29 protein-coding genes are annotated in these 26,379 nt (G+C 50.6%); 13 read left to right on the top strand and 16 right to left on the bottom strand.

Features of this window, described 5'->3' with window-relative positions:
• Nucleotides 1–61: 61 nt before the first annotated feature.
• The 3 genes from MN202_RS16100 to MN202_RS16090 all read right to left on the bottom strand — a co-directional run bounded on the left by MN202_RS16100 (nucleotide 62) and on the right by MN202_RS16090 (nucleotide 3,117).
• On the bottom strand, nucleotides 62–526 hold the full coding sequence (locus MN202_RS16100) for a hypothetical protein (RefSeq protein ID WP_335737162.1): 465 nt from the start codon (nucleotides 524–526) through the stop codon (nucleotides 62–64).
• Between the two features lie 128 nt (nucleotides 527–654).
• On the bottom strand, nucleotides 655–2,508 hold the full coding sequence (locus tag MN202_RS16095) for a M48 family metallopeptidase (RefSeq protein WP_335737161.1): 1,854 nt from the start codon (nucleotides 2,506–2,508) through the stop codon (nucleotides 655–657).
• Between the two features lie 18 nt (nucleotides 2,509–2,526).
• Complete coding sequence (locus MN202_RS16090; protein ID WP_335737160.1) at nucleotides 2,527–3,117, bottom strand: LemA family protein; 591 nt, start codon at nucleotides 3,115–3,117, stop codon at nucleotides 2,527–2,529.
• A 173-nt stretch (nucleotides 3,118–3,290) separates the two neighbouring features.
• Here MN202_RS16090 and glpE point away from each other — a divergent pair, with 173 nt between their 5' ends.
• Both glpE and glpG read left to right on the top strand, forming a co-directional pair.
• The gene (gene glpE, locus MN202_RS16085) at nucleotides 3,291–3,617 is read left to right on the top strand and encodes a thiosulfate sulfurtransferase GlpE (RefSeq protein ID WP_335737159.1); all 327 of its coding nucleotides are present in this window, start codon (nucleotides 3,291–3,293) and stop codon (nucleotides 3,615–3,617) included.
• A complete protein-coding gene (gene glpG, locus MN202_RS16080) occupies nucleotides 3,610–4,425 on the top strand; it encodes a rhomboid family intramembrane serine protease GlpG (RefSeq protein WP_335737158.1) in 816 nt (271 codons plus the stop codon). Before glpE ends, glpG begins: the two co-directional genes overlap by 8 nt.
• A 7-nt stretch (nucleotides 4,426–4,432) precedes the next feature.
• On the opposite strand, the gene MN202_RS16075 is transcribed toward glpG, so the two are convergent.
• Nucleotides 4,433–4,828: a flagellar basal body-associated FliL family protein gene (locus MN202_RS16075; protein ID WP_335737157.1), complete on the bottom strand. Its 396-nt coding sequence runs from the start codon at nucleotides 4,826–4,828 to the stop codon at nucleotides 4,433–4,435.
• A 141-nt stretch (nucleotides 4,829–4,969) separates the two neighbouring features.
• On the opposite strand from MN202_RS16075, the gene MN202_RS16070 reads away from it, so the two are divergent.
• From MN202_RS16070 to MN202_RS16060, 3 genes are read left to right on the top strand one after another with little or no spacing between them, the layout of a single operon-like run.
• Nucleotides 4,970–5,551: a chorismate--pyruvate lyase family protein gene (locus MN202_RS16070; protein ID WP_335737156.1), complete on the top strand. Its 582-nt coding sequence runs from the start codon at nucleotides 4,970–4,972 to the stop codon at nucleotides 5,549–5,551.
• Nucleotides 5,548–6,420: a 4-hydroxybenzoate octaprenyltransferase gene (gene ubiA, locus MN202_RS16065; RefSeq protein WP_335737155.1), complete on the top strand. Its 873-nt coding sequence runs from the start codon at nucleotides 5,548–5,550 to the stop codon at nucleotides 6,418–6,420. The genes MN202_RS16070 and ubiA overlap by 4 nt, the downstream gene beginning before the upstream one ends.
• Nucleotides 6,421–6,423: 3 nt before the next feature.
• On the top strand, nucleotides 6,424–6,864 hold the full coding sequence (locus MN202_RS16060) for a DUF192 domain-containing protein (RefSeq protein ID WP_335737154.1): 441 nt from the start codon (nucleotides 6,424–6,426) through the stop codon (nucleotides 6,862–6,864).
• A gap of 5 nt (nucleotides 6,865–6,869) precedes the next feature.
• On the opposite strand, the gene MN202_RS16055 is transcribed toward MN202_RS16060, so the two are convergent.
• The 7 genes from MN202_RS16055 to MN202_RS16025 all read right to left on the bottom strand — a co-directional run bounded on the left by MN202_RS16055 (nucleotide 6,870) and on the right by MN202_RS16025 (nucleotide 14,515).
• On the bottom strand, nucleotides 6,870–9,983 hold the full coding sequence (locus MN202_RS16055) for an efflux RND transporter permease subunit (protein ID WP_335737153.1): 3,114 nt from the start codon (nucleotides 9,981–9,983) through the stop codon (nucleotides 6,870–6,872).
• Nucleotides 9,984–9,994: 11 nt separating this feature from the next.
• Nucleotides 9,995–11,230, bottom strand: coding sequence for an efflux RND transporter periplasmic adaptor subunit (locus tag MN202_RS16050; RefSeq protein ID WP_335737152.1), 1,236 nt, complete (start codon nucleotides 11,228–11,230; stop codon nucleotides 9,995–9,997).
• A 63-nt stretch (nucleotides 11,231–11,293) separates the two neighbouring features.
• Nucleotides 11,294–11,731, bottom strand: a complete 438-nt coding sequence (locus MN202_RS16045; RefSeq protein ID WP_335737151.1) for a hypothetical protein — start codon at nucleotides 11,729–11,731, stop codon at nucleotides 11,294–11,296.
• On the bottom strand, nucleotides 11,694–12,326 hold the full coding sequence (locus MN202_RS16040; protein ID WP_335737150.1) for a 2OG-Fe(II) oxygenase: 633 nt from the start codon (nucleotides 12,324–12,326) through the stop codon (nucleotides 11,694–11,696). The genes MN202_RS16045 and MN202_RS16040 overlap by 38 nt, the downstream gene beginning before the upstream one ends.
• 122 nt (nucleotides 12,327–12,448) lie before the next feature.
• Nucleotides 12,449–13,336, bottom strand: coding sequence for a hypothetical protein (locus MN202_RS16035; RefSeq protein WP_335737149.1), 888 nt, complete (start codon nucleotides 13,334–13,336; stop codon nucleotides 12,449–12,451).
• Nucleotides 13,333–13,980, bottom strand: coding sequence for a hypothetical protein (locus tag MN202_RS16030; RefSeq protein ID WP_335737148.1), 648 nt, complete (start codon nucleotides 13,978–13,980; stop codon nucleotides 13,333–13,335). The genes MN202_RS16035 and MN202_RS16030 overlap by 4 nt, the downstream gene beginning before the upstream one ends.
• On the bottom strand, nucleotides 13,955–14,515 hold the full coding sequence (locus MN202_RS16025; RefSeq protein WP_335737147.1) for an RNA polymerase sigma factor: 561 nt from the start codon (nucleotides 14,513–14,515) through the stop codon (nucleotides 13,955–13,957). The genes MN202_RS16030 and MN202_RS16025 overlap by 26 nt, the downstream gene beginning before the upstream one ends.
• Nucleotides 14,516–14,653: 138 nt before the next feature.
• Between MN202_RS16025 and MN202_RS16020 the strand changes: the two genes are divergently transcribed.
• Nucleotides 14,654–15,235 (top strand): DUF3833 domain-containing protein, encoded by a 582-nt coding sequence (locus tag MN202_RS16020; RefSeq protein ID WP_335737146.1) that lies wholly within the window; start codon nucleotides 14,654–14,656, stop codon nucleotides 15,233–15,235.
• A 16-nt stretch (nucleotides 15,236–15,251) separates the two neighbouring features.
• Here MN202_RS16020 and MN202_RS16015 read toward each other — a convergent pair whose 3' ends face one another.
• From MN202_RS16015 to MN202_RS16005, 3 genes are read right to left on the bottom strand one after another with little or no spacing between them, the layout of a single operon-like run.
• On the bottom strand, nucleotides 15,252–15,845 hold the full coding sequence (locus MN202_RS16015; RefSeq protein WP_335737145.1) for a DUF4136 domain-containing protein: 594 nt from the start codon (nucleotides 15,843–15,845) through the stop codon (nucleotides 15,252–15,254).
• Nucleotides 15,846–15,860: 15 nt separating this feature from the next.
• Entirely contained in the window at nucleotides 15,861–17,378 is a 1,518-nt protein-coding gene (locus MN202_RS16010; RefSeq protein WP_335737144.1) for a DUF3369 domain-containing protein, read from the bottom strand.
• A 21-nt stretch (nucleotides 17,379–17,399) separates the two neighbouring features.
• A complete protein-coding gene (locus MN202_RS16005; RefSeq protein WP_335737143.1) occupies nucleotides 17,400–17,789 on the bottom strand; it encodes a DUF2721 domain-containing protein in 390 nt (129 codons plus the stop codon).
• A gap of 212 nt (nucleotides 17,790–18,001) precedes the next feature.
• On the opposite strand from MN202_RS16005, the gene MN202_RS16000 reads away from it, so the two are divergent.
• Together MN202_RS16000 and MN202_RS15995 are read left to right on the top strand one after the other, a co-directional pair.
• The gene (locus MN202_RS16000) at nucleotides 18,002–19,309 is read left to right on the top strand and encodes a coiled-coil domain-containing protein (RefSeq protein WP_335737142.1); all 1,308 of its coding nucleotides are present in this window, start codon (nucleotides 18,002–18,004) and stop codon (nucleotides 19,307–19,309) included.
• 11 nt (nucleotides 19,310–19,320) lie between these two features.
• A complete protein-coding gene (locus MN202_RS15995) occupies nucleotides 19,321–19,935 on the top strand; it encodes a YjaG family protein (protein ID WP_335737141.1) in 615 nt (204 codons plus the stop codon).
• A gap of 16 nt (nucleotides 19,936–19,951) precedes the next feature.
• On the opposite strand, the gene rsmD is transcribed toward MN202_RS15995, so the two are convergent.
• Nucleotides 19,952–20,572 (bottom strand): 16S rRNA (guanine(966)-N(2))-methyltransferase RsmD, encoded by a 621-nt coding sequence (rsmD, locus tag MN202_RS15990; RefSeq protein WP_335737140.1) that lies wholly within the window; start codon nucleotides 20,570–20,572, stop codon nucleotides 19,952–19,954.
• 82 nt (nucleotides 20,573–20,654) lie between these two features.
• Between rsmD and ftsY the strand changes: the two genes are divergently transcribed.
• The 4 genes from ftsY to rpoH all read left to right on the top strand — a co-directional run bounded on the left by ftsY (nucleotide 20,655) and on the right by rpoH (nucleotide 24,521).
• A complete protein-coding gene (ftsY, locus tag MN202_RS15985) occupies nucleotides 20,655–21,872 on the top strand; it encodes a signal recognition particle-docking protein FtsY (RefSeq protein ID WP_335737139.1) in 1,218 nt (405 codons plus the stop codon).
• A 2-nt stretch (nucleotides 21,873–21,874) separates the two neighbouring features.
• Entirely contained in the window at nucleotides 21,875–22,561 is a 687-nt protein-coding gene (gene ftsE, locus MN202_RS15980; protein WP_335737138.1) for a cell division ATP-binding protein FtsE, read from the top strand.
• Nucleotides 22,558–23,541: a permease-like cell division protein FtsX gene (ftsX, locus tag MN202_RS15975; RefSeq protein ID WP_335737137.1), complete on the top strand. Its 984-nt coding sequence runs from the start codon at nucleotides 22,558–22,560 to the stop codon at nucleotides 23,539–23,541. Before ftsE ends, ftsX begins: the two co-directional genes overlap by 4 nt.
• Nucleotides 23,542–23,666: 125 nt before the next feature.
• Nucleotides 23,667–24,521 carry an RNA polymerase sigma factor RpoH gene (gene rpoH, locus MN202_RS15970; protein WP_335737136.1) on the top strand — a complete coding sequence of 285 codons (855 nt, stop codon included), beginning with the start codon at nucleotides 23,667–23,669 and terminating at the stop codon, nucleotides 24,519–24,521.
• Between the two features lie 72 nt (nucleotides 24,522–24,593).
• Here the strand turns inward: rpoH and metJ are convergent, their stop codons facing one another.
• On the bottom strand, nucleotides 24,594–24,929 hold the full coding sequence (gene metJ / locus MN202_RS15965; protein ID WP_027670223.1) for a met regulon transcriptional regulator MetJ: 336 nt from the start codon (nucleotides 24,927–24,929) through the stop codon (nucleotides 24,594–24,596).
• 181 nt (nucleotides 24,930–25,110) lie between these two features.
• Here metJ and metB point away from each other — a divergent pair, with 181 nt between their 5' ends.
• Nucleotides 25,111–26,376, top strand: coding sequence for a cystathionine gamma-synthase (gene metB / locus MN202_RS15960; protein WP_335737135.1), 1,266 nt, complete (start codon nucleotides 25,111–25,113; stop codon nucleotides 26,374–26,376).
• The last annotated feature ends 3 nt before the right edge of the window (nucleotides 26,377–26,379 follow it).

Genomic DNA, 26,379 nt, shown 5'->3' with positions numbered 1-26,379 from the left:
GCGTTATAGTAACTGCGCAGTAGGGCTGTGGCGAACCTGAATTATACTACAGTCAGTACCGTTAAGAATCCAGATAAGGCCGGCCTGACATCAGGGTTTGTGCCAGCTGCTGCTCTGATTGTTGTTCATTGAGTTGCAAATCGTTAAATTGCACATCGAATTGGATCAGCTCGTCATCATCCAGATGTTGTGCCACCAGCCGATCTGGCACCTGGCCGACCTGACGGTAAGCATTGATCGCCACTTGTGCAGCTTGCTCCATCAACAAGAAAAACTGCCCGAGCGGGAATTGCTGAAAAATGTCGGCGTCCAGATGAGCCCAGCCAAGCAGGTCACCACTGATACTGCCGTCGGAATGATCGGTAAACAGCATAGATACGGCAGCACAGCTGGGATTTTCCCCGGCCTGATATTGCTCGGCGTCGGCGCTGTTAAATAGCAGGACATAGCCAAAACCCGGACTGCCTTCGGCATCCATCTCGTCAAACGACGTATCGTACAACAAAAACAAGCGATTATCGGTCATGACGGTTTCCTGCTTAAAAATGGGCGCTAATTCTACCTGAAATTAGCCCGATGCTAAAGGGTGCCGGGCAATAATCCAACAGATAAACACTCAGGTTACCGTTAACGGCTTTGGCTGCAGCGCTGTTGTCAGGCTTTCGTTGCAGTTTGGTAGGGCATTTCAAGCAGCAGTGCCAACGCCAGCAGCAAGGCTTGCTCATTGGTTTGTAGCAACTGATCAGCCTGGACGCAGGCTTCAAGCGCCTGCCATAACTGTTGTTTTTGCAGCGGGGCCAGGGTCAGTAAGGCAGGTAATTGCCGGCTAAGTTCTGACAGGCTTACGCTTGGCTTTGCGTCTAGGCCAAAATCCAGCGTCGCGATAGCAGCCTGCCAGGCTTGCTGTTGTTGTTGGTTGTCGCCGGCAACGCTACTAACCAGCGCCAGTAACTGAGCAACAGCCGGCGCCAGTTGTGCCAGCGTTTTGGTACTATAACGCTTGCTGATTTGTGACGGGTCAAACTGTGTTGCCAGGCTATGTTCAACAAACTGGCTTACCAGCCAGGGGCCAAGGCCAGGTGCAGCAATGGCATGTAACAAAGCCTGTACTAACTGGCTGAACGCACTAAAGCGCTGTTGTGGTAGCGCTTTAAGTGCCGGCATCAGGCGTTGCAACAATTGTACCTGCTGCAGCGCGTTTAACGTGGCGACGGTGTCACATAGCTGGTCAACCTGTTGCAATAAGGAGACGGAGCCCAATTGTTTAATCAGCCGTAATTGTTCGTTGCGGCTATTGTCGTCCTGTTGTAGCAGCAAACAACACACCAATGCCTGTGCCGGCTCAGTCTGGCGGCTGCTGTGCAGCAGCAATAGCGGCAATGCTTGTTGCAGGCGTTCGGTATTCGTGCTGCCGGTTGTGTTGGCGCTGGCGGCTTTGTTTGCCGTTTCAGTGTCGGGTTTGGCACTGGCTGGTGTTGGAAACTTGCCATTCCACTGCGGCTCCAGCCGTTTTATCCGGTGTGCCAGTGGCGGGTGAGTGGCAAAAATGGCCGCCCAGCGGCTGATGGCTTCGGCAAAAAATAAATGGCTGCTTTCATCGGCATTAGGGTTGGCAATGCTACTTTGCCTGCTCTGGCTGCCAATAACCTTTAGTGCGCCAGCAATGCCGCCGGGGTTGCGGGTAAACTGCACGGCACTGGCGTCGGCAAGAAACTCGCGCTGGCGACTGACGGCAGCTTTAATCAGATTACCAAAGAAGGAGCCGACATAACCAATAACTACCAGCCCCAGTGCCAGCAGCAAAATACCGCCACCACTGTTTTTATTGTTAGACGAACGGCCTGAGCCAATTCGGGCCACGCTGCTGCCTCTGCTGCCACGTAACATGTAGTAACCAATATGGCCGAGAAACAAAATGCCGTTTAAGATGGCAATAAGGCGGATGTTCATCCGCATATCGCCGTTTAAGATATGGCTGAACTCATGCGCTATTACACCTTGCAATTGCTCACGGTTAAGTTGTGTCAGACAGCCCTGAGTGACACCTATAACGGCATCGGCCGGGCTATAACCGGCTGCAAAGGCGTTAATGCCAGGCTCGGCTAATAAATACACCGGCGGCACCGGTGTACCGGCAGCCAGTGCCATTTCTTCTACGACATTAAGTAAACGACGTTGCAGCGGGTCGGCGCTATCGGGAGAAATAACGACGCCACCAAGCGAGACGGCTACCACTTTACCGCCGGCCTTTAGCTGCTGCCATTTGTACAGCACCGCTAAACCGACAGCGGCAATGACCAGCAAACTTACCCAGGCGACCAGATGCCAGGGTAGGCTTTGCCAGTGCTCGATGCCACTAATAACGGCCGGGTCGACAAACCCCAGACTCACTAAAGCAACTATATTGGTCAGCAACAACAGTAACAGCACCGCCAGTGAAAACAGCACCACCAGAATGCGGGTGTTGCGCCGCGCCAAATCCTGCTGGGCGAAGAAGTTACTGCTCATGTTGCGGCCTGACCCCGATTAAAAACTGACTTTAGGGGCAGCCTGGATTGCGGCGCTGTCGGCAAACTCAAGTAATTTTGCATCAGTGGCATGGCCAAAACTGGTAGCAAATAGCAGTGCCGGAAAACTCTGCTTATACGCATTGTATTCAGTAACCGCATCATTAAAAGCCTGACGGGCAAAGGCAACGCGGTTTTCGGTGCTGGTTAGCTCTTCAGTCAGCTGCATCATGTTTTGATTAGCTTTCAGCTCAGGGTAGGCTTCCATTACTACGCTAAGGCGGCTCATCGCGCCCTGCAGCGCGCCTTCGGCTCCGGCCAGCTGGTTTATTGCATTTTCGTCGCCGGGGTTGTTGGCGGCTACTTTTAATCCGGCCAGCGCAGCGTTACGGGCGGCAATAACGGCCTCCAGTGTGTCGCGTTCGTGCGCCATATAGGCTTTGGCCGTTTCAACTAAATTAGGAATTAAATCGTACCGGCGCTTTAACTGCACTTCAATTTGCGCAAAGGCGTTTTGAAAGCGGTTTTTCAGCCGTACCAGGGTATTAAAAATGCTGATAACCCAGAACAGCAGGCCAACAAAAATAGCCAGAATAATCAGGCTGGACATAGGGGCTCCGAGATGACGATCAATTTAGTTGGTATTGTTAACAATAGTTTAATCAGTGTCCAGTAATTATTGTCAAACTACCACTAAAGTAGGTTGAGTGGTTGGCTTTTCAGTGAATACTGCGAAAAGGTGCGCACTGAGGTATGATAAGCGCAGAGTAAAACGAGGTAGTTATGAAAGAATTTAAACATATTTCTGTAACAGAAACTGCGGCATTGCAGGCAGAAGGTAAAGTGGTTATTGCCGATATCCGTGATGAGCAAAGTTTTGCCGCCGCTCACATCGATGGCGCTTATCATTTAACCAATGGCAGTTTGGTTGGTTTTATGCAGCAATTTGAGTTTGAGCAGCCGGTGGTAGTGGTGTGTTATCACGGCAATTCCAGCCAGGGTGCGGCGCAGTATTTAGCACAGCAGGGGTTTGAGCAGGTATACAGCATGGACGGTGGTTTTGAAAGCTGGCGCAGTCAGTTGCCCTTTGTGAGTGACAGCGGTGCATAAATTTGCTGAGTTAAATTCTGCCGCAGCGGCACAGTTGTTTGCGGCGTATTGCGTTGCGCAGGGGTTGGAAGTTAATGCCGTTGTACAACGCGCCGATTTTGCCGAGCTGTACGGTACAGCCGAGCAACAGCAGCAGGTACAACAGCAGCTGACACTGTTTTTGCAGCAGCCAGATCATCCACGTTATCAATCGGCGGCCTGGGATCTGAGCCAGCCCGGTACAGTGGCAGGCCCGGTACTGCCGGCTTTTAGCCTGGTTAAAATTTGGCAGCAGGCGCCGCTTACCTTGTTGCTGTTAGCGCTGTGCTTGCTGGTATATGGCTGGCAACAACTTGACTGGCGTAGCAGCAGTGCCTTGTTGCAACTGACCGACCCGACACAACTCTGGCGCTGGTTTACGCCGGTGCTATTACATTTTTCGCTGACGCATCTGGTATTTAATCTGGCCTGGTGGTGGTATCTGGGGCAGCAGTTTGAACGGCAACTGGGTATTGCAACCTTAGCCAGTGTTAGTTTGTCGATAGCGTTAATATCCAATGCGGCGCAGTATTTTTTAGTTGGTGCCAATTTCGGTGGGTTGTCGGGTGTAGTCTATGGCTTGTTTGGTTATTTTTGGCTGGCTGGCCGCTTAAATGCAACGCAGGGGCTGTACATCAGCAATGGCCTGGCGGCTTTTATGTTGTTATGGCTATTATTGGGCTTTTTCGATGTGTTGTGGGTCAATATGGCAAACTGGGCGCATTTGGGCGGTTTGCTTGCCGGTATCGGCTGGGCCTGGTTATTACGCGGCAAACAGGCCCGGCACTAGCTCAGGCTTATTGGTACAGGTATTTGGTAAACAGCAGGTCACGGATAATAGTGGCGCCGGCTTCTTTTTTCATGGCCTGCTGTAATTTATCCAGCAATGCCAGACGTATTTCTTCGCGCCCGGTTAATGATTTAATCTTGTCTTCCGGCTGCTTGCTGATGGTGCCGTAAATAATATCCAGGATCAGCGGCTCGTGATGCTCTACAGCCGTTAAAAAGCTTTTGTCTTCAATCATCAGCTCAACGGTAATGCGGATATACCCCAGGCTGCGACGGTTGCCGGAAATATAGTTTGTTACGATATCCGGGTCGAAGCCGTAATACACAATTTCTTTTGGTTGTTCTTGTGCCTGGGTAGGCAGGGCGGCTAACAGTAGCAGGCTAAGCAACAGGCTTTTGATCATAAGTATCACTTGTGGTTGATAAAAAATAGGCCAGCAACGACACTAACCTTAGCGTTAAGCCGGTCATTTTACCAGTTAAGCTTGTCAGCAGTAAGCCGTTTTCTGTGCTTATTGCGGCTGAAAATCTGCCCCGGTCTTGCTATGATGCCGTCAGACTTATTCAGTACAGAATGTGCTTTTGTGAATACACCCGCTATTTCTCTCGATGTGCATTGGCAACCTGCCAGAGCGCAAGCCCTGCCGTCGCAACTGGCGCCGTGGCTGCTAGAGCCGGCCTCGTTGACGGCACGGTTAAAACGCTATTGCCGGCAATTTCGTGTGCAGCTGCTTAACGAGCAACGCAGCACCTTACCGGTTTTTTTACAGCCATTGTTACCCGGTACCGCTACTGCGCAGCTGCGCGAAGTGCTGTTATGGTGCGATGATAAGCCCTGCGTTTATGCGCAAAGCTGGCTGCCGGCACACACAATCGAAACCTTAAAGCCGTTGGCTGATCTGGGCGAGCGGCCTTTGGGCGATTACATTTTTCAGCAGCCGGGCTTACAGCGCGGCAGCATTGAAACGGCACAGCTGCAACTGGCTTTACCCCAGTGCGTTGCCGCCTTGTGCCATGCCCGGCGCTCGGTTTTTTCACTTAACGGTTTACCTTTGTTAGTGGCGGAGGTGTTTTTGCCGGCAATAACCGAGTTGCAATTGGCCGAAGCGGATGTTGCAACACCATGATGCCGGCGTTAAAGCGTAAGAACTGGCGTTATTATTTGCAACTGATGCGGCTGGAAAAGCCAATTGGTACTTACTTACTGCTGTGGCCTACCTGGTGGGCGCTGTGGCTGGCGGCGGAAGGCGTGCCACCACTGCATCTGTTACTGGTGTTCAGTGCCGGGGTGGTGTTAATGCGTGCTGCCGGCTGCGTTATTAACGATTATGCCGACCGAAAATGGGACGGTGCAGTTGAGCGCACCAAACAACGGCCTCTGGCCAGTGGTGCGGTAAGTGGCCGCGAAGCGCTGCAGCTGTTCGTGCTGCTGTTGGCGTTGTCTGCCGGTTTATTGGTGTTTTTAAACTGGCAAACTGTGCTGCTATCTGTAGTGGCGGTGCTGCTGGCAGCGGTTTACCCCTTTATGAAGCGCTATACGCACTTGCCCCAGGTGGTGCTTGGTGCGGCATTTAGCTGGGGTATGCCAATGGCCTTTATGGCGGTTCAGCTTCAGTTGCCGCCGCTATTGTGGTTGCTGTATCTGGCGAACCTGCTGTGGACAGTGGCGTATGATACATACTATGCGCTGGTCGACCGGCCGGATGATATTAAAGTGGGAATTAAATCGACAGCCATTTTATTTGGCGATTATGCCTTGCCGGTTATTGCCGTACTGCAACTGGTAACCTTGGCATTGTTGCTGGCTGTGGGGGCTATGGCGGCACTGCACTGGGTATATTATCTGTTTTTGCTACTGGCAGCCGGCTGTTTTGTTTATCAGTATCGTCTTGCTACGGCCAGCCGCCAGGGCTGTTTCGCCGCGTTTTTACATAACCACTACGTAGGTATGCTGGTTTTTGCCGGCATCGCTTTAAGCTATCTGTTGCAGGGATAAATAATGATAAATCGATTGATTGTAATGCTGGCGTTGCTGCTGCCGTTAATGGCCTGTGCGGCAGAACAGCCGCGGGAAAGCTTTAGCCTGGTACCGTTGCAGGTAGGCGATAAGCTGATTGACGTGCAGTTGGCTGATACACCGGAGAAGCGCGCGCAGGGGCTGATGTTTCAGCAAAGCGCCGAGCCGGGAATGTTACTGCTTTATGCACAGCCAACGGCAATATCGCTATGGATGGCCAATACCAGTATGGCGCTGGATGTGGCTTATATAGGCCCGGACTGGCGCATTGCTGAACTGATCAGGCTGCAGCCGTTCGATAAAACACCGGTGCCATCGCAGCAGCCGGTGATAGCTGCACTGGAAATGCCGCGAGGCTGGTTTACCCAACACGGCGTGGTGATAGGGCAAAAGGTAGCGCTACTACCGGACGCCACCCGTTAAGCTTACTACACTTGCGGCAATGCCCGTCGCAACAGCAGAAAATACAGCACCGGCATTAGCAGCATCGATACCAGTGGTGCGGCTATCATGCCACCCAGCATTGGCGCGGCAATACGCTGCATGACCTCATTACCGGCACCACTGCCGAGCATAATTGGCAACAAACTGACAATTATCGTCAGTACCGTCATGGCTTTAGGCCGTACCCGCTGCACTGCACCTTGCATAATAGCCTGCCATAACTGCTGCTGATTTTCTGGTTTGATATCATCAACCGCCCGCTTTAAATACAACAGCATCACCACAGCAAACTCGGCAGCGACGCCACTGAGTGCAATTAAACCAACCGCTACCGCCACCGATAACTGATAGTCGAGTAAATACAGCAGCCAAAGGCTGCCGCTCAGCGCGAATGGCAAGGTAAGCAGTACCAGCAGCACGTCGCTGAACTGGCGGAAAGTTAAGTACAGTAAAATGACGATCAACAGCAGGGTAAAGGGGACTAATTGCTGCAGGCGCTCGGTCACACGTTGCATATATTCATACTGTCCGCCAATGCTAACACTGACCTGAGACGGAAAACGTTGCTCTGCCAGCAATAGTTGCAGCTGGCTGATGTAAGCACCAAGCTGGGTTTGTGCGGGTAAATCGATATATACCCAACTGGTTAAGCGGGCGTTTTCGGCGCGGATCATCACCGGGCCTTTTACTACTTCTACCTGCGCTACCTGTTCCAGCAACAGATAGGCGCCATCGGTAGTTTGCAGCGGCAATTTGCGGATATCATCCGGGTGGCTGCGGTAATCACGCGGGAAGCGCAGACTGATATCGTAACGTTCGCGGCCCTGAATACTTTGTGCCAGCGGCGCGCCACCAATGGCGAATGCCACATATTGCTGCAGTTCAGCCAGCGTAAGACCGTAGCGGCCAAGCTGCTGTACATCCGGGCTGATTTGCAGGTAGAGGCCATCTTCAGCGCGCTCGGCAAATACCGAGCGGCTGCCTGGCAGCTGCTTAATCGCGGCTTCAAGCTGTTGGGTCACCTGCGAAATGCTAGTCAGATCCGGCCCGCTGACTCTTACCCCTACCGCAGTGCGAATGCCGGTAGATAGCATATCAATGCGGGTTTTAATTGGCGGTAGCCAGGCATTGGTTAATCCGGGAACCTGCACCGTGGCGTCGAGCTGGGCAATAATATCGTTAAGCGTCACGCCTTCGCGCCACTGACTTGGTGGTTTGAGTTTAATGCTGGTTTCCAGCATAGTCAGTGGCGCCGGATCCGTTGCTGTATTGGCTCGGCCACTCTTACCCAGTACAGTGTCGACTTCGGGTACAGTTTTTATTAGCCGGTCAGTTTGCTGCAATAATTTTGCTGCCGTCGCCGGGCTTAAACCGGGCAGCGTGGTGGGCATATACAACAGATCGCCTTCGGCAAAGGCCGGCATAAATTCACTGGACAGCCGTTGCCAGGGCAACAGGCTGGAGCTGAGTGCTAACACACTTAGCAGCACCAGGCTTTTGGGAAAACGCAGGCACAGTATTAACAGCGGTGTGTACAGCGCTATCAGTAAACGACTTAGTGGGTTGCTGTGCTCAGACGGCAGCTTGCCGCGTAATAAATACAGCATCAGTACCGGAATTAACGTAATAGCCAATATAGCCGCTGCGGCCATGGCAAAGGTTTTGGTGTAGGCCAGCGGCGCAAATAAGCGGCCTTCCTGCGCTTCCAGCATAAATACCGGTAAAAAGCTGACGGTGATCACCAGCAAAGAGAAAAACAGCGCCGGGCCAACATCAAGACAAGCATCGATTATGGTTTGGCGAAACTCCGCTTTGTTCAGTTGTTTGCCAGCGGCTCTGGCTTGCTCAAGCTTTTTGTGGCCATGCTCAACCATCACAATAGCCGCGTCTACCAAAGCGCCGATAGCAATGGCAATGCCACCCAAGCTCATGACATTGGCATTAATGTCCAGTAGTTGCATCAGTAAAATACTGGCCAGCAAAGCCAGTGGTAAACTGATTACCGCTACCAGCGCAGAGCGGGCATGCAGTAAAAACACCAGACATACCAACGCTACCACGGCCATTTCTTCTAACAGCTTCTGGCTTAAATTACTGACGGTGTTTTCAATCAGCACTGAACGGTCATACACAGTAACCAGCTCTACGCCGTCGGGCAGGCCGCTTTTCAGTTCGGCCAGTTTGCGCTTTACCGCGGCTATGGTGCTAAGTGCATTTTCGCCATGGCGCATCACAATAATTCCGCCCACGACTTCGCCTGCACCATTTAGCTCGGCTATGCCACGCCGGGCGGCCGGCACTTGCTGCACTGTGCCGATATCGGCCAGCGTTAACGGATAGTCAGCGCTGTTGCGCACGCCAAGTGGCACTGCAGCCAGGTCTTGCAGTGACTGAATATAGTCGCCGGCCTGTACCAATAATTCGGTTTCGGCTACTTCAATAATACCGCCACCCTGCTGCTGATTGTGGTTGTTTATGGCGGCAATTACCTGTGCCAGATTAACGTTGTAAGCGCGCATCAGCCGTGGATCCAGCTGTAGCTGGTAGGTCAGTGCCATACCGCCAATGCTGGCTACTTCGGCAACGCCGGTTACGCTTTGCAGCTCCGGGGTTAAGTAAAACTGTTGCAGACTGCTCAGTTGTTCAAGAGACAGTTGGGCGTTTTTTGCGGTCAGTGCATACTGGAAAATCCAGCCTACGCCGCTGGCATCCGGCCCCAGTGTTGCTTTCGCTCCTGCAGGCAGACTTACCGTTTGCAGATATTCCAGCACCCGCGAGCGCGCCCAGTATGGATCGGTGCCATCGGCAAAAATGACATACAGGTAGCTGTCGTTTGGCATTGAAAAGCTGCGTACTGCCTTGGTTTTAGGTACTGCCAGCAGGGCAGTAGACAGCGGATAGCTTATCTGTTGCTCAATGGTTTGCGGTGTCTGGCCCGGATAGCTGGTTTTAATGATCACCTGAACATCAGATAAATCTGGCAGCGCATCCAGTTTAAGCCGTTGGCTGGCCTGATAACCAAATAATGCCAGCGCCAGTGTGCTTAGCAGTATCAGCAACGGGTTTTGCACCGACCAGCGAATAATGGCGTTTATCATGGCTTAAGCTCCTAATGCTGATGGCTGTTTGCATTGCCCGGCGGCAACTGACTCAGGCTGGCTTCTGCATCCAGTAAAAACTGGCCGGATACCACCACCTGCTCACCTTCGTGTAAGCCTGATAGCACCTGCACATAACCCTGAGCACTGCTGCCGGTGCTGATCTGCCGCACAGCAAAACTATCGCCCGTTTGCACTATTACCCGGTTGCTGTTACCACCTGGTAAAACCGCATCGCGCGGTATGGTTAGCACGTCCTTAAGGGCGCCGCCGTACAACCTTACCGGCAGCAGCATATTGGGTTTAAGCAGTTGTTTGCTGTTTTCTACACTTAGCCGTACCTTGCTGCTGCGGCTTTGTGCATCTAAGGCCGGGTAAATGTAATCAACCTCAGTTTCAATGCCGCTGAGTTGCTGTGACGGTATGTCCACTTCGGCACTCATGCCTTCAAACAGCCAGCTTTGCTGTACTTCGGGCACATCAGCCAGCAGCCAGACCCGGTTTAAACTGGTGATCTCGATCAACGTATCACCAGGCTTGATATACATGCCATCGCGTACATTCAGCATGGTAACCACGCCGTCCTGATGGGCATAAACGCTGATCTGATACTGGCTTTGCCGGCTTTGCTTGAGCTGATTGATGTCTTTATCGCTGAGCCCCAGCAGGCGCAGCCGGGTTTCGGCGCGGTTAAGTAAGCTGCTGCTGCGTTCACCATTTTGTGTACTGACCGACAGCGCCTGCAGATAGTCATCCTGCGCCACCAGTAAATCCGGGGCGTAATAGCTAAACAGTTTGTCGCCGGCTTTTACGCGTTGGCCCAAACTGCGGACAAACAGCTGTTCTATCCAACCTTCGGCACGGATATGATTGTGGTGAATGGCATCTTCTGCATACGTCACCTGAGCAAAGGTCTGAATAAAACGCCATAAAGTGCGCTTTGCCGCAGTTTCAGTGCGGATCGCCAGCGCCTGTTGCATCGCGCCGTCGACACTCACGCTGCCAGTTGTTTGCTGGCGTTGTAATAGCAAGTCCATGCCGCAAATCGGGCAGTTGCCAGCTGCATCCCGTTTGATATGTGGGTGCATCGGACAGGCATACAGTGCAGTAGCTTGCGGTAAGACGCTGTGTTGCAGGCTGTTTTCAGCGTGCTGATGGGTGCTGTGCTCGCCAATATCAGTTTGCTGAGCGGATAGGGTAAATACGCTCTGCCATAGCAGCAGCGCCAAAATATAGATTTTATTCATCGAATTTTCCTGAAACAATCACTACGCCCCGTGCTTAAGCACGACGTTAACAACAAGTGGGTTTCAGGCGTTTATCGGTGGTGGCGGATCTTCGGCAAATAACCATTGCGGCAGGCGCAGGTTTTGCTGTGCAACGGCGCTATCCGGACGGATATAGCGAAATAATTCTGTCGCCAGCAGAGCGCTACTGGTGGCACATTGTTTGGCACAGCAATCGTCTTTGCATTGCTGCGTTGGCTGGTCGCAGCAATCGTGCTCTGGGGTTGCAGTAGCGTCCACTTTTGCACTGTGACACGGCATTTTAGCTGCAGTGTCTACGGCGTGCTGGCTACTTTGCTGGTGTAGCGCGTCGGCCAGGGTATAAGCATGCGCAGATTGCACCGATCCGGTCAGGCCGGATAATGCCAGAGTAACAAATAACAGATAACTGAGCAGAGTGCGCATGGCGCTAATCATAGGTGTTTTATCTGGCCGGGTCCAGCACGCCGTTAATGCTGGCATTTTTACGAAACCAGCCGGCGATACTGTAGCGGCTGTCTACTGCCGGCAATACTGCATGCGGGAAGCGCTCACTTTCAAACAATACCAGGCTGCCTGCCGTGGGCAGAAATTTGTCTATCAGCTGTTCATCTTCGTTATACAACGCCAGCTCACCGCCCTGAGTTACGCTGTTTAAGTAACTCACCGTCGTCAGCACCCGGTTAGAGCGGCCGCTAAAGGCGTCACGGTGTTTTTGATAATAGTCACCCTGCTTATAGCGGGCAAAGTGGCATTCAAAGTCGAATAAACCGAGAAAGCAGCGACGGTTAAATACCAGCTGGAGCTGGGCCATTAATGCCAGATATTGCTGCTGGGCGGCACTTTTGCCATCAAACCACTGGGTGGCATCGCGGCGGATGTGCTGATTTAGCTGATGATCATTGTGACGACCAATACCGGCAGGGGTAAGTTCGGCCTCGTGCTGCGCTTCATGCAGCAAAGCAGCATTAAGCTGCGGGCTGAGAAAATTTGGCAGCCAAACCCAGCCGTGGTGATAAAAAGCATCAATAATGGCATCGAAATTCAGCGCATCGCCGGTGTTTACAATAACTGACATAGGGTATGACTCAGAGCAGGGTTCCGCAGCGGAACCGCGCTATTGTCGCTGAAAAACACAGGCTGACAAAGTAGATTTTTGCGTTTTCGTCAGCCTGGAATGCCTTCTGTTACCGGCGCGGGTTAGAACTGGTAGCTATTGGTTTTAGCCAGTAAATCTTTTGCCTTAATTTTACCGGTCATGCATTGATTTATATCGGCTTTTTTTACTACCCAGTAATAACGGCCTTCGTTGCTGCGATTATTAACCTGCAGCGTGACATATTCGTTATCCGGCATGTCGCGCAGGCTGGCGCCATAATCACACAGCACCTGGCTGAATTTTTCGCCGACCGCTTTTACCATGGCGGCTGTTTGTTGCTGTTGTTCGGCCATTTGCTTAGCCCGCTGCTCTTCCAATTGTTTGCGGCTTAGTGATGCTTCTTTTTCCACTTCTGCGCGTTTTTCCTGCAGTATTTTAGCTTTTTGCCTCAGTTTCTCCAGCTCTTGCTGTTGTTCTTTATCCAGCTTGCTGATCGATTTATTAAACTCAATATCACGGGTTTCCCGCTCTACATCGCGCAGCTCACGTTCTATCGCCCGTTGCTTTTCTGCAACGCGGTAGCTTTGGCGCTGCTGATCTTGCACCTGCTCGGCAATATTTTGTGCGGCTTCGGTCAGGCGTTCAATTTCTTCGCTGTCAAATTCAAACTCAAAATCACCATCGGGTAGCGGGGGTATTGGCGGAATAGGCGCTACTGGCGCGATACCAGAGCCGCTAAAGTGAAACACTTGGCGGCCACTGCGGGCTGCATTGGCCTGAAACAGTAAGCCCTGGCCAGACAGGTAGCTGTACTGCAGTGACGATAACCGGCTGGACTCGCCTTCTTTAAAAGCGGTGTGCAAAATGGTTTGCAGGATATCGGCGTTTTTCTTCAGTGCCGGGCTGGCTTCAGCTGCAAACAGTGAACTGTGGCCGATAACAGCAGCGCAAGCTGCAAGAACTAATGAGGTACGACGTAATGCAATCATGGTTTTACCACTCCGCTGTCAGTTGGGGTTAAATAGTAGCTGTTAGCAGGGCGGTAACCGGCCTGCATCGGTTGATAGTTTTCCTGCCAGTATTGCCAGTCAGACTGGCGTTGCTGGTTCAGGTACTCCACCAGTTGCAGCATATCGCTGCGTTGGTCGCGCTTAAGCTCGTCCTGTAGGTAATCTTTTAACAGTACTAACTGCGAGCTGGTGTTTTGTTGCTGAAAGTCCAGTTGCTGTGCCAGCCATTGTTGTTGCTGTTGCTGATAGGCTGTCAGGGCACTACTTACCGCTGCTTCAACTTCGGCCTGGCTGTTGTGCCAGCTTAGCGTCAGGCTGCCATTCTGCAGGCGCAATTGCGCCGGTGACAGACTGATCAGCATAGCGGCGCAGGACAACGCCAGACTAACTTGTGGCCACCAGCTGCGCTTGGCGGCCGGCCGTTGCCACTGGCTGGCAAACAGCGCGCTGCTGTCTGCTGCCGGCATGGCGTCAAACTGCGGTATTCTGGCATCAGCCTGCACTGCCAGTGCATTTTGCAGCCGGCTATACCACAAGGGGTCATGTTGTAGCTGCTGTGCACAGTGTTCAGCACTGATTTTACCTTCAAGCCAGTGTTCAAAAATTTGCTGATTGTTCGACATGGTCGTCCTCCAACTGCAAGCGTAATTTATCCAGAGCGGCATAAAAGCGCGATTTCACGGTGTTGCTGGAAATGGCCAACTGGCTGGCAATCTCATCAAAGGTAAACTGCTGATAAAACTTCAGCTCCATCACCAGCCGTTGCTCGGCCGGTAACAGCAGTAATTGCTTACGTACCTGTTGTTGTTGCCGGTCGCTGGCTAACTGTTGGCCCGGCTCCGGTGCTTCATCTGGCAGCTCTGCCAAAGCGTCATCGTTGTCGCTGTACTTGCGTTTGCGCAGCATGTCCATGGCCCGGTAATTGGCGATACCAAATAACCAGCTTTTAAAGCTGCTGTCGCCGCGGTATTGCCCGAGGTTACGGCACAGCACCATCAGCACGTCCTGTAACAGGTCGTTAGCGTCTTCTTTTGAACCAAGCAAGCGCAAGCCAAAGTAAAACAGGGCGCTTTGATGGCGGTTTACCAGTTGCTGCCAGGCATGTTGGTCGCCATTTAACGCTTTGGCTATTAAGCTGTCGTCACTGCGTTTAAACACGATATTGTTATTCTCTGCTGGTTTTGTCTGTTAAGTCGGGCTTGGCGTCAATTTAGTTTGCTGCCGGCTAAATTTTTTTGCCTTTTTTTGAGCTGCTCACAGTTATTGGCCGTAACTTAGCGTAATTCAGGAGGCGTTATGAAAAAAATATCCTTATTAGCCATTGCGGCTGTGCTGTCTGGTTGCAGTCAATCGGTGTCGGAGTATAGCAACGAGACACCAATGTTAAAGCTGGATCAGTTTTTTCAGGGCGAAAGCCGGGCCTGGGGCGTAATGCACGACTGGAGTGGCAAACAAAGCCTGCGTTTTAATGCAGAACTATGTGGCAGCTGGCAGGGCAGTCGTGGTGATTTGTACGAGTTGTTTTACTTCAGCGATGGCCGCATTGAACAGCGGCACTGGCAACTGCAACAAAATGCTGATGGCAGCGTCAGCGGCAGTGCCGGCGATGTGGTGGGCCAGGCAACAGGCCAGTTAGCCGGAAACAGTCTGTACTGGGAATACACGCTGCGTATTCCGTATGACGGCGACACTCTGGATGTGAAAGTAAAAGACTGGCTGTACTTAATTGATAACGAAAACCTGCTTAACCGCACTACCTTACACAAGTACGGTCTGACGGTAGGCGAGCTGACGTTATCTATTCAGCAGCAAAATAAAAACGCCGACTGTGCGGCGTTACAGGACAAAATCCGGCGTGAAGTACCCGGCGCCGGTTAATATTAAGCCGGTTTAACTAGGGTGTCAGCGGTATCTTGCGGGTTGGATACTGCTGAAAAATCAAGCCGACAACTTTGGCAATAGCGGGTTTGGGTTGTTCCAGATCAGCTCGCTTTAATGTGCCTTCAGATATACCTTCCCAGATCAGTTGCTTTTTTGCAGCATCGACTACGTCGATATTTACCGTGCCATATTTGTAGCGAATCGTATCAACTTCGGAGGTGTAAAGCGGAAAGCCCAGATAGTAGCCACGGCGGTAGTGATAATAATTGTAGTGCACACTTGCTGTTGGCGTAGAGCGCACGTCAGTGCGATCTTCAACATTAGAATTAAAATTTACCAGTAAATCGGCATCAGTCTCGCTGTACTGGTAGCCCAAAGCGGTCATTTCTGCCGTTATCGCATCTTTAAAGTGTTGTGTGACTAAGGTGGCATATGCCGGATTGTCAGTCGCCGGCTCTGGCATAAAAGCAAAGGTTTTATAGCTGTTGAAGTTAACATTAGCTGCGGCGTCGGTACGAACTTTAGGGCCAGAGGCACAACCGGCAATCAACAACGCTGTTACGGCGGTTATCGCAACGGCAAAACGTTTAAATGAGAAACTCAACATAAGCTTTTCCTGTAGTTAATCCGGATAGGCATCGCGAATGGCGAGAAAGGCATCCAGATTGTTCAATAATATATCTGCTAAAGCCGGGTCAAAATGTTGACCTCGTTCTGTACGTATTAGTTCGATAATCTGCGCTAAGGGCCAGGCTTTTTTATAGCAACGGTCACTACCCAGGGCATCAAACACGTCGGCCAGAGCGGTAATGCGACCAGCAATATGAATAGTATCAGCGCTCAACCCCTGCGGGTATCCCTTACCATTCCATTTTTCATGATGCTGCTGGGCTATAATGGCACCCATTTGCAGGATCTCGTTAGAGGAATGTTGTAAAATCTGGTAACCCAGCTCAGCATGCTGCTGCATAATAGCCCATTCGTCAGCATCGTGTTTACCTGGTTTATTCAGAATATGGTCCGGTATGGCAATCTTGCCCAGATCATGCAGTGGTGACGCCAGTTTTATCACTTCAGCATCGTACTCTGCTAAGCCCGCTTTTATTGCCAGCAGGTAGCTGTAATTGGCTACCCGTTTAACATGGCTGCCGGTTTCTTTCGAGCGCTTCTCTACTGCTTCGCCCAAAATGTACGACAATTCGCGCTGGCTGTCGCGCATCAATTCGCGCAGCCGGATGTTTTCGTAGGCAATAGCAATATTATGCGAAAAATAACTGAGTAGTTGATGATCTGTTTGCTCTAACTTGCTGCCTTTGCTGACATAGAGAAAATTTTCATTGCCTCTGTGCGTGGTAAAATAGCCGATAAAACAATCTTCGCCACAGTACGACGTTTTATCCTGTTGTACCTGCAGGATTTTAGCCAGTACGTCCGGCGGTAACGCGTTGTTATCTACTACATTGCTGGCAATAACATCCAGTTGCAGGCTATCTGTTGCCGCACTGTTTATTGCCGCACAACAATAGATTTGCTCACGCTCCAGCCCGAGTAAAAACGCCACTTGACCGAGGATCAGCGAAGCGAATTGCTTTAACGAACTGCACTGCAAAAAGCTGGTGGTACAGGCAATAATTTTTTCCAGGCCGGCTTTGTGGTGTTCAATAATGCAAATATCGCGGTACGACCGCAACCCGGCATAGAGCAGGGTTTTCAGCTTGATGGCGGTAACTTCGGTCTTATTTTTATAGTCGTTAATATCGTAGTCACGAATAACATGTTCTTCCGGCGCTTCGCCCGGTTGTCCGGTACGCAATACCAGACGCATTCGGCGGTTATTAAGCGTCTGACGGATGGTTTTTACCAGCTCCAGCCCGGCGTGCTGGGTTTCCATTACCACATCAATGATTGCCAGAGCGATATCGGGCTGCTGTTGAATAATTGTCACAGCCTCAGTGGCACTGTGGGCGTGCAACAGCTGTAACGGCCGTTGTTCAAAGCTGAAATTGCTCAGTACCAAAGTGGTGATCTGATGAATACTGTCATCGTCATCTACGACCAGTACCAGCCAGGGTGAAGCAGCTAAAGCCGGCTCTTCGGCTGTGCTGGTTTCTTCGCTGAATAAAAAATCGTTTTGGCTCATTGTGCTACCTGTTTAGCCGGGCTATCCCTGCTGCAGTGATTCCAGTTCTATATTTATCGCATCACAGGAGATTTGGATCTCATATAAAGAATAGAGCAGGCTGATTAATAAGCTAATCAGGCTGATAACAAACAGTAATTGGCCTGCTGTTTGCCACAGCATAAACAGGCAAAACATCGCTGCGGTGCACAAAACAAAGCTGAGTACGCCAAAAGCCTGCATAGTTTTAATCAGGACGATGCGTTTTCGCAGGTTGCTGATTTGCCTTTTGGCCAGGTCACGCACCTGGCCGCCTTCGCGCTGATTAAGTTCACGGATAAGTTGCGCTAAGACTAAAAATCGGTTGGTATAAGCTAATAATAACAATGAGATAGCGGGAAATAGTAAGGCAGGTGTTGTCAGGTCCATCATTATTCAGTTCCTGTAATAACAAAGTTGACGGTACTGTAGCAAAAACACTAATAGCGTTAGCTATCGTGCAAAACTCATATTACACTAAACGACAGCAATATATGCCTTGATAAGAATAACTGTTAAGGTATCGTGGTCGGAGAGTGGTTTTGTAGACTAAGTGGCGTGCAGCTGAATATGCATAGCCGTCACAGTAGCACGAGAGCTGATTAATGAATGCAGTAAAAAGCAACAATAATAAAAAAAATGAGCAGCAAGCTATTGCCGGATTAACGGATGCGGCGCAACAACAATTGGCCGCCAGTCTGGCGGGCTTTACCGAGCAACTGCTGAAATCACAACAACAACAACTGCAGCAGTTTGCCTCCTCAGTGGTGGCTGACAGCCAGAAACAATGGCAGCAAAGACTGATAGAGCAAGAGCAAGCCTATCAAAAATTGTTTAAAGACTGGCAGCAAACCAAGCAGCAACTTGATTTAGCCGTGCCTTTGGCCACGGCTGATAATCAGGAATTAGCAAATCTGCGTCAGCAGCATAAGCAGGTTACAGATGAACTGGCAGTTGCAAGCCAGACTGTGGCTGAGCTGCAGCAAGAGCGCACCACCCAACAGGCCGCACTGGAGCAATTACAACAGCAAATTGCCCAGCTGCAACAGCAGGGGAGTGACGATAGCGCAGCACAGCAGCAATTGCAGCAATCTGAACATCAATTACAACAACTGCAGCAGCAACTGACCACTGCGCAATCTGAAGCTGAACAGGCCAAAGCGACAGTGCATGAGATGAAGCTGACAGTGCAGCAAAGTAAAACTGAGCTGAAACTGGCCACCGAACAACAACAAAAGCAGCTGCAACAAAACCATGAAATGCATGCTCAGCATCAACAGCAACTGGATGCACTGCAGCAGCAAATCGACAGCCAACAACAGCAGCTTGCTGCGGCCGAGCAACATCAGCAACTGATTGCCCAGATGCAATCAGCAGAGAAAGAAAAACTGCAACTTATTGGCCGCTTGCAGCAAGAAATTCAAGACCGGAAAAAGGCGCAGGAGCTACAGCAGCAAAAAATTCAGCAGTTGCAGCAACAGCAAACCGAGCAGCAAGACGTCTTTGCACAACAGCAGAAAGATGCTGAACAGCAACTGCAACAGGCTCAGCAGCAATTAAGTGAGGCACAGCAGCAACTCAGCGAGATTGAACAGCAAAGTGGTGGCTTAGGGTCTGAGTTAACGCGTTTGCAGGCTGATTATGTCAACCTGACAGAGCAACATCAGCAAAGCCAGAGCCGCTTGCAGAAATTGGAAGCGCAACTTGAGCATGCGCAAAACAGACAATATGCTGCCGAGCAAAAACAACAACTGGAAGCTGATAGCAGCCGCGAAATGATCCGTACCTTGCGCACGGAATTGCAGACACAGCAGGAAGCACATCAGACGCAAGTGCAAACGCTGGAAGAGCGTATTATGGAATTTAAACTGAAGTTTGAGTATGCGCAAAAGCAGCTTAAAGTTACCGGGTAAACCAGGACCAAATGAAACAAAAAGCCAATAATTTTCAAGCGATGCGCGAGCTGGGCTTTTACCAGCAAGCGGCTATCGCGGCAGCCCTGCTTGAGCGCATGTTACCTAATTACCAGTTATTTGCCGAAGTAACGCAAAGCGGCGATGCCGCTTTACCACGCCATATACTGACCTTAGTGTGGGAGTGGTTAACGGTAAAAAAAGCCAAAATTAACTTTGAAAAGCTATCAGATGAGCTGGAACTTATTACACCGGACGTTGCTAACTTTGATATTTTTGGTGTTTATCCGGCAGTGGACTGTGCTACTGCGCTGGATATGATGCTCAGTGGCATTGCGCAGCAGGATGCTGCTGAGTTTGTTAATGTGGCAAAGATCTCGCAGGCTACCGTAGCGCGCTTAATTGAACATGACAGCATAGACGATGATATAACCACAGAAGCCGAGCTAAAAAAAATTGTCCGTGAGCATCCGTTAATGCAATACGAAATGGACTGTTTAGCTGAGCTGATTGAATTAGTGACGCCAATTAAGCAGTTTGGCCGTGACGAGCGGCAGTTATTGCAAAATTGGGTAGCGGAGCAGGGCCTGACCAATTTAGGTATGGAATTGGCTGGCAGCGACTAGAGCACTTAGCGCGGTATTAGCCGCGCTGGTACAGCCGGTAGGCCAGTTGGCCGGCGACTTTTTCTTTCACTAAACGCCAATTGGCTGGTAAAGCCGCCACATCGAGTTCCTTCTCTGTTTCCAGATAAATAAGCGCCGGCGTCGCCAGCCACTGCTGCTGTTCCAGTAACTGACAGCACGGCAACGCCAGGTCTTTACGAAACGGCGGATCGATAAACACCACATCATATTGTCTTTTGGCGGCTTGTTTTAGCCAGCTCAGGCTGTCGGTATTAATAATGTCGGCATTGCCGCAGCCGAGTTTTTGCTGGTTTTGTAGCAGTTGCCCGGCGGCGGCTTTATCGCGTTCCAGTAAGGTGCAATGCTTAGCATGGCGCGACAAGGCTTCAAAGCCCAGACTGCCACTGCCGGCAAAACAATCCAGCACAGTCGCGCCGTCAATATCCAGCATTAGCCAGTTAAATAAGGTTTCTTTTACCCGATCTGTGGTCGGGCGCAAGCCTTCGGCATTTAATACTGCCAATTTTCGCCCGCGCCAGCTACCACTAATAATGCGTACTTCACCTGGCGCGCCGGCAACTGCCGCCGGTTTATTACGGCCGGTTGGCCGTTTTGCGCTGCTTTTTGCCTGTTTCATCTAATCCGTTTTGCCTTTAACACAAAGGTGTTAGTATAACCGCCAAGTTTACCTTAGTTTTTATCAGCATACACTTGGGCTTATGAGCAAAAAAAATAAACTGTTTTCCTGGCTTGGCCTTGGCAAAGCGCAACAACCGCAGGCTGAGGCTTCTGACGATACCGCAAGTAACATTGCACAACCGGCTACAGCAGAGCCGGTTGCTGCTGAATCCACTGACTCCGTAGCAACCACGTCAACGACAGAACCTATTGTTGTCGATGCTGATATAGCGCCGGCCAGTCCGGCCGGGGCGCCGCTAAGCTCTGACTCAATGCAGCCAGAGACTGCTCAGATATCTGCGCCTGCTGTCACGACCAGTGCAGCTGTGGTGCAAAAAACCGGCTTTTTTGCCCGTTTAAAGCAAGGCCTGGCAAAAACCAGTCAAAACCTGGGTTCAGGCCTGGCCAGTTTATTCAGTGGCCGTAAAATTGATGAAGAGCTATACGAAGAGCTGGAAACACAGCTGTTACTGGCCGATGTTGGCGTGGAAACCACGCAGAAACTAATCCGTCAGCTGGAGCAGCACGCCGACAGGAAGTCTTTAAAAGACTCCAGCTTGTTATTTGATAAGTTGCAGCAGGATATGGCGGTATTGCTACAAGATGTTGAGCAACCGCTGCAACCGGTTAATCCGCAAGGGCCTTTTGTTATTTTAATGGTTGGCGTAAACGGCGTCGGCAAAACTACTACTATCGGTAAAATGGCCCAGCAGTTTAAACAGCAGGGAAAAACCGTCATGCTGGCAGCGGGGGATACGTTTCGTGCAGCAGCGGTAGAGCAATTGCAGGTGTGGGGCGAACGCAACCAGATTGCCGTGGTGGCCCAGCACACAGGTGCTGATAGCGCTTCAGTAATTTTTGATGCTTATCAGGCCGCTAAAGCCCGCAAGGTAGATGTACTGATTGCCGATACTGCCGGGCGCTTACAAAACAAAGCCCATTTGATGGAAGAGCTGAAAAAAATAGTTCGGGTACTGCAGAAAATAGACGTAAACGCACCACATGAAGTGATGCTGACACTGGATGCCGGTACCGGTCAGAACGCTTTAAGCCAGGCCAAGGTGTTTAACGAAGCCGTTCAGCTGACCGGAATCAGCTTAACCAAGCTGGACGGCACGGCAAAAGGCGGCGTTATTTTTGCTGTTGCTGATCAGTTTAAAGTGCCGCTGCGCTATATCGGTGTTGGTGAAGGGATTGACGACTTGCGTGTGTTTAACAGTCAGGACTTTATTCGCGCGCTGTTTAACCGGGAAAGTTAACCATGCTGGAGTTTGATCAAGTCAGTAAAAGTTATGCTGGCGGCTTTGTTGCCCTGGACCGGGTAAGTTTTAAGCTGGAAAAAGGCGAAATGGCATTTTTAACCGGCCACTCAGGTGCCGGTAAAAGTACGCTGTTAAAACTGATCAGCCTGATAGAACGCCCCAGTGTCGGTCGGGTGCTGATAAACGATGTCGATCTAAGCCGGATCCGCCGTAAGCATATTCCTTTTGTGCGTCGTGATATTGGCATTATCTTCCAAAACCACCGTTTGCTGATGAATCATACCGTGTTCGACAATGTTGCTCTGCCGCTGGTGATAGAAGGCTTCAGTGGCAAAGACATGGTAAAGCGGGTACATGCGGCGCTGGATAAAGTGGGGCTATTGGATAAAGCCCGCTGTCTGCCACAAACCTTATCTGGCGGAGAGCAGCAACGGGTGGGCATTGCCCGGGCCGTAGTGAACAAGCCACCATTGTTATTGGCTGATGAGCCCACCGGTAACCTGGACCCGGATTTATCCAAAGATATTATGCGGGTTTTTGAAGCCTTTAATCAGGTTGGCGTGTCAGTGCTGGTGGCAACGCACGATCTTGGTCTGGTCGCGAGGATGAAATACCGTACCCTGACCTTAAAACAAGGCAAGATGATTAATGATGGCCTGCTGCAGTATCAGGAGGACCCGTTATGAGCATCTTGTTTTCTGGCCGCGCTGCCAGTGGTGCAGCGGCGCATAAAATCGGCTTTGCCCGCCATTTTGTTATGTTTTGGGTTAATCACCTGCGCCAGGCGTTGGCCAGTTTGGGCGAGCTGTGGCGCACGCCGTCGGCGTCGTTACTGACAATAGGCGTGCTGGGCGTGAGCCTGACCTTGCCGGTTACACTGCATTTGCTGGTTAAAAACATGCAGCAAATCAGCGATAGCTTTACCCAGGCAGCCGAGATCAGTTTGTTTATTAAACAGGACAGCAGCCAAACCCAAATCGACAGCTTAAAAGCGATATTGCAGGCTGATGCAGCTATTGCCAGAGTAACTCATATTAGTAAACAACAGGCACTGGCCGAGTTTGCTGAAGTATCCGGCTTTGGCCCGGCGCTGAACTACCTTAGCGAAAACCCGTTGCCGGATGTGTTGCTGGTATTGCCGAAAAATACCCAGGCAGAGGCAGCCCGCGCGCTGCTAAACCGGTTAAACAAAGAACGTATCGTTGAATACGGCAAGTTGGATATCGACTGGTTAACCCGGCTTGACGCCATCGTTAGCCTGTTACAGCAGGCTGTGGCTGTTATCGCCTTGCTTCTGCTGGGGGCTGTGGTGCTGATTATCGGCAACACCATCCGTTTGTCGATTATGAACAAAAAGGATGAGATTGAAGTAATGAAACTGGTCGGTGCTACCGATGCCTTTATTCAGCGACCGTTTTTATACAGTGGCGTCTGGTATGGTGTCTTTGGTGGTTTGCTGGCCTATTTAATTGTAGAAACCATGCTGGTATGGCTGCAAGGCGCCATTCTTAGTGTAACTGCACTCTATGGTAGTGAATTTCGTTTAATGTCATTAAGCGTGGCAGAATTTTTTGCTTTGATGCTGCTGGCAGTATTGCTGGGGCTGGCGGGTTCATATCTGTCGGTACGCCGGCATATCAGTGCTATAGAGCCAACCGGCCCTTAATAACCATTAATTATTAGTACACAATTTTTAGAATAAGCAGATATAAAAATTGCTGAAACTAAAATTAGCACTCTCAATCAAAGAGTGCTAATATCGATGCACTTAGTTAAGGACAGGACACAGAAATGAGCGATACAGCAGCAGAAATGATGTCATTACCGGTAGCGGCCAGCAGCAGTCTGGAAGCTTATACTCATGCTGTCAGTTCAATCGCCATGCTTAGCGCAGAGCAAGAGCGCAATTTAGCAGAGCGTCTACACCAGCATGGTGATTTAGAAGCTGCACGGCAACTGATTATGTCGCATTTACGCTTTGTGGTGCATATTGCCCGTAGCTACTCTGGTTATGGTTTGCCGGTTAGTGATTTAATTCAGGAAGGCAATATTGGCCTGATGAAAGCGGTAAAACGGTTTGATCCTAATGTTGGTGTGCGGCTGGTTTCGTTTGCGGTACATTGGATTAAAGCGGAAATTCATGAATATGTGCTGAAGAACTGGCGCATTGTTAAAATTGCTACCACCAAAGCCCAGCGCAAATTGTTTTTTAATCTGCGTAAAGCGAAAAAGCACTTAGGCTGGTTTAACCAGGAAGAAGTGAGAAACGTTGCTGAGTCATTAGGTGTGGCAGAACATGAAGTGCGTGAGATGGAATCACGTATGAGCAACTACGATATGCCGTTTGATGCACCGGATGAAGACGACGAGTCGGCATACACCGCACCGGCTTACTATCTGCAAGATAAAGCGTCCGACTTAGCCCAACGGGTAGAAGAAGATCAGTGGGACAACGCAGCGGTAGATCGGCTGCAAGCGGCAATGCGTACGCTGGACGACCGCAGCCAGGATATTATCCGAGCCCGCTGGTTAGATCATAACAAGTTAACGCTGCAGGAATTGGCAGACCGCTATAGCGTTTCAGCTGAGCGGGTACGGCAGTTAGAAAAAAATGCTATGAAAAAGCTGCAAGCTGCGATGAGCTAAGTTAGCTGCAGCTTTGCACCAAGCATAAAAAAACCGCCTAAACTGGCGGTTTTTTTATGGCTGACAGTCTGGTTATTCTTCGTCGCTGTCAGCTTCAATAATCACCGGTATGGGTTTACCCATGCTGGTGAGGATCTGCCGCACTTCGGTCGGGATCTGGTGCGGGTTATCTTTGCGCAAGTCTTCATCGGCTGGCAGCGGCTGGCCGGTAAAGGCATGTAAAAATGCTTCACACAATAATTCGCTGTTAGTTGCATGACGCAGATTGTTAACCTGGCGCCGGGTGCGCTCGTCTGTCAGCACCTTTAATACGTTCAGCGGAATAGATACGGTGATTTTTTTTACCAGTTCTGATTTTTTACCGTGTTCCGCGTACGGGTGAATGTATTCCCCATTCCACTTAGCCATATGCTTACCTTGTAGTAGTCTGAATGATGTATTGCTCGCGCAAGTGGCGAAATTCTATCTTGTTATGCCGCTCAGTCAAATAGTGTGCAACAAATAATCATTATAGACGGCTAAATGGTTTGACATCTTTATTTCTATCATTATACTTTTAGACGTCTAAACATCTAAATGAGGTTTCCCCATGTCAAAGCGTCATGCCGCGACCATCGCTGCCCGTGCCGGCATAGCTCAGGACACTGCTTTTGCTGCAGTGACGCCACCGCTATATTTAACCTCAACTTATGAATTAAAAGCTTTTCAGCAACCCGGGCAGTACGATTATTCTCGCTCGAATAACCCCACCCGGGATTTACTGGCAGAAACCCTGGCAGAGCTGGAAGGTGGCGTTAAAGCCATAGTGACCAGTACCGGCATGTCGGCCTGTTTACTGGCACTGCAGTTATTAACGCCGGATGATACCTTAGTGATCCCGCATGATTGCTATGGCGGCAGCTACCGTTTATTTACTAACTTAGCGCAGCGTAAAAACGCCTTTAAATTGTTAGTGGTGAATTTTCAGCAAGCTGACTGGGCAGAGCAAGTCAGTGCGGCACAAGCGAAAATGATCTGGCTGGAAACGCCGTCTAACCCATTGTTGCAAATTACCGATGTTCGCGCTGTGTGTCAGCTGGCAAAGCAATTGCAGGCACTGGTGGTGGTAGATAACACCTTTTTATCGCCGATACTGCAACAACCACTGGCGCTGGGTGCAGACATAGTGGTGCATTCCACCACTAAATATATTAATGGCCACAGTGACATCGTCGGTGGTGTGTTGATATGCAACAGCAAGCAGCTTGGCGATGAGTTAAAGTGGTGGGCCAACTGTTTAGGTATTACCGGCGCGCCTTTTGATTGCTATATGACGTTACGCGGCTTGCGCACATTGGAACCCAGACTGCGCCTGCAGCAGGACAATACCAGTAAAGTGGTGGCTTTTCTCAGCCAGCAGCCGCTGGTTGCTAAAGTGTATTATCCCGGCTTGCCGGATCACCCGGGCCATGCCATTGCTAAAGCGCAACAACGTGGCTTTGGCGCAATGTGCAGCTTTGATTTGGCGGCTGACGCTGCCTTATTACCGGTATTTTTCTCGGCGCTGCGCCTATTTACCCTGGCACAGTCGCTGGGCGGTATTGAAAGCCTTATTTGTCATCCGGGCAGCATGACGCATGCTTCGATGGATGCGCAAGCGCAGCAGACGGCCGGCATAGGCCCTACGCTGATCCGCTTATCAGTAGGAATTGAAAACGCCGACGACTTGCTGGCCGATTTACAACAGGCCTTTAATGCAGTGGCCCAGGCTGGCCAACAAGCCGGCAACCATGGCAAAGCCGACAGTGCGGTAACGCAGGATCATCAACAACAGCAGCAGTTTCGGTTGAATCCGGCACTAAGCGCTTTTTGGTAATTG

The sequence above is a fragment of the Rheinheimera muenzenbergensis genome, assembly GCF_036984005.1.
Lineage (GTDB): Bacteria > Pseudomonadota > Gammaproteobacteria > Enterobacterales > Alteromonadaceae > Alishewanella > Alishewanella muenzenbergensis.
This window is presented reverse-complemented; position numbering and strand designations above follow the sequence as displayed.

Coding starts and splice junctions, on each gene's coding strand:
- metB (WP_335737135.1), top strand. CDS start 25,111: ATGTCAAAGCGTCATGCCGCGACCATCGCTGCCCGTGCCGGCATAGCT.
- rsmD (WP_335737140.1), bottom strand. CDS start 20,572: ATGAAACAGGCAAAAAGCAGCGCAAAACGGCCAACCGGCCGTAATAAA.
- MN202_RS16045 (WP_335737151.1), bottom strand. CDS start 11,731: ATGCCAGCATTAACGGCGTGCTGGACCCGGCCAGATAAAACACCTATG.
- MN202_RS16010 (WP_335737144.1), bottom strand. CDS start 17,378: ATGAGCCAAAACGATTTTTTATTCAGCGAAGAAACCAGCACAGCCGAA.
- metJ (WP_027670223.1), bottom strand. CDS start 24,929: ATGGCTAAGTGGAATGGGGAATACATTCACCCGTACGCGGAACACGGT.
- rpoH (WP_335737136.1), top strand. CDS start 23,667: ATGAGCGATACAGCAGCAGAAATGATGTCATTACCGGTAGCGGCCAGC.
- MN202_RS16005 (WP_335737143.1), bottom strand. CDS start 17,789: ATGATGGACCTGACAACACCTGCCTTACTATTTCCCGCTATCTCATTG.
- MN202_RS16040 (WP_335737150.1), bottom strand. CDS start 12,326: ATGTCAGTTATTGTAAACACCGGCGATGCGCTGAATTTCGATGCCATT.
- ftsX (WP_335737137.1), top strand. CDS start 22,558: ATGAGCATCTTGTTTTCTGGCCGCGCTGCCAGTGGTGCAGCGGCGCAT.
- MN202_RS16020 (WP_335737146.1), top strand. CDS start 14,654: ATGAAAAAAATATCCTTATTAGCCATTGCGGCTGTGCTGTCTGGTTGC.
- MN202_RS16055 (WP_335737153.1), bottom strand. CDS start 9,983: ATGATAAACGCCATTATTCGCTGGTCGGTGCAAAACCCGTTGCTGATA.
- MN202_RS16070 (WP_335737156.1), top strand. CDS start 4,970: ATGATGCCGTCAGACTTATTCAGTACAGAATGTGCTTTTGTGAATACA.
- ubiA (WP_335737155.1), top strand. CDS start 5,548: ATGATGCCGGCGTTAAAGCGTAAGAACTGGCGTTATTATTTGCAACTG.
- MN202_RS16030 (WP_335737148.1), bottom strand. CDS start 13,980: ATGTCGAACAATCAGCAAATTTTTGAACACTGGCTTGAAGGTAAAATC.
- MN202_RS16050 (WP_335737152.1), bottom strand. CDS start 11,230: ATGAATAAAATCTATATTTTGGCGCTGCTGCTATGGCAGAGCGTATTT.
- MN202_RS16095 (WP_335737161.1), bottom strand. CDS start 2,508: ATGAGCAGTAACTTCTTCGCCCAGCAGGATTTGGCGCGGCGCAACACC.
- MN202_RS16015 (WP_335737145.1), bottom strand. CDS start 15,845: ATGTTGAGTTTCTCATTTAAACGTTTTGCCGTTGCGATAACCGCCGTA.
- MN202_RS16090 (WP_335737160.1), bottom strand. CDS start 3,117: ATGTCCAGCCTGATTATTCTGGCTATTTTTGTTGGCCTGCTGTTCTGG.
- glpE (WP_335737159.1), top strand. CDS start 3,291: ATGAAAGAATTTAAACATATTTCTGTAACAGAAACTGCGGCATTGCAG.
- MN202_RS16100 (WP_335737162.1), bottom strand. CDS start 526: ATGACCGATAATCGCTTGTTTTTGTTGTACGATACGTCGTTTGACGAG.
- MN202_RS16000 (WP_335737142.1), top strand. CDS start 18,002: ATGAATGCAGTAAAAAGCAACAATAATAAAAAAAATGAGCAGCAAGCT.
- ftsY (WP_335737139.1), top strand. CDS start 20,655: ATGAGCAAAAAAAATAAACTGTTTTCCTGGCTTGGCCTTGGCAAAGCG.
- MN202_RS16075 (WP_335737157.1), bottom strand. CDS start 4,828: ATGATCAAAAGCCTGTTGCTTAGCCTGCTACTGTTAGCCGCCCTGCCT.
- ftsE (WP_335737138.1), top strand. CDS start 21,875: ATGCTGGAGTTTGATCAAGTCAGTAAAAGTTATGCTGGCGGCTTTGTT.
- MN202_RS16060 (WP_335737154.1), top strand. CDS start 6,424: ATGATAAATCGATTGATTGTAATGCTGGCGTTGCTGCTGCCGTTAATG.
- MN202_RS16035 (WP_335737149.1), bottom strand. CDS start 13,336: ATGATTGCATTACGTCGTACCTCATTAGTTCTTGCAGCTTGCGCTGCT.
- MN202_RS15995 (WP_335737141.1), top strand. CDS start 19,321: ATGAAACAAAAAGCCAATAATTTTCAAGCGATGCGCGAGCTGGGCTTT.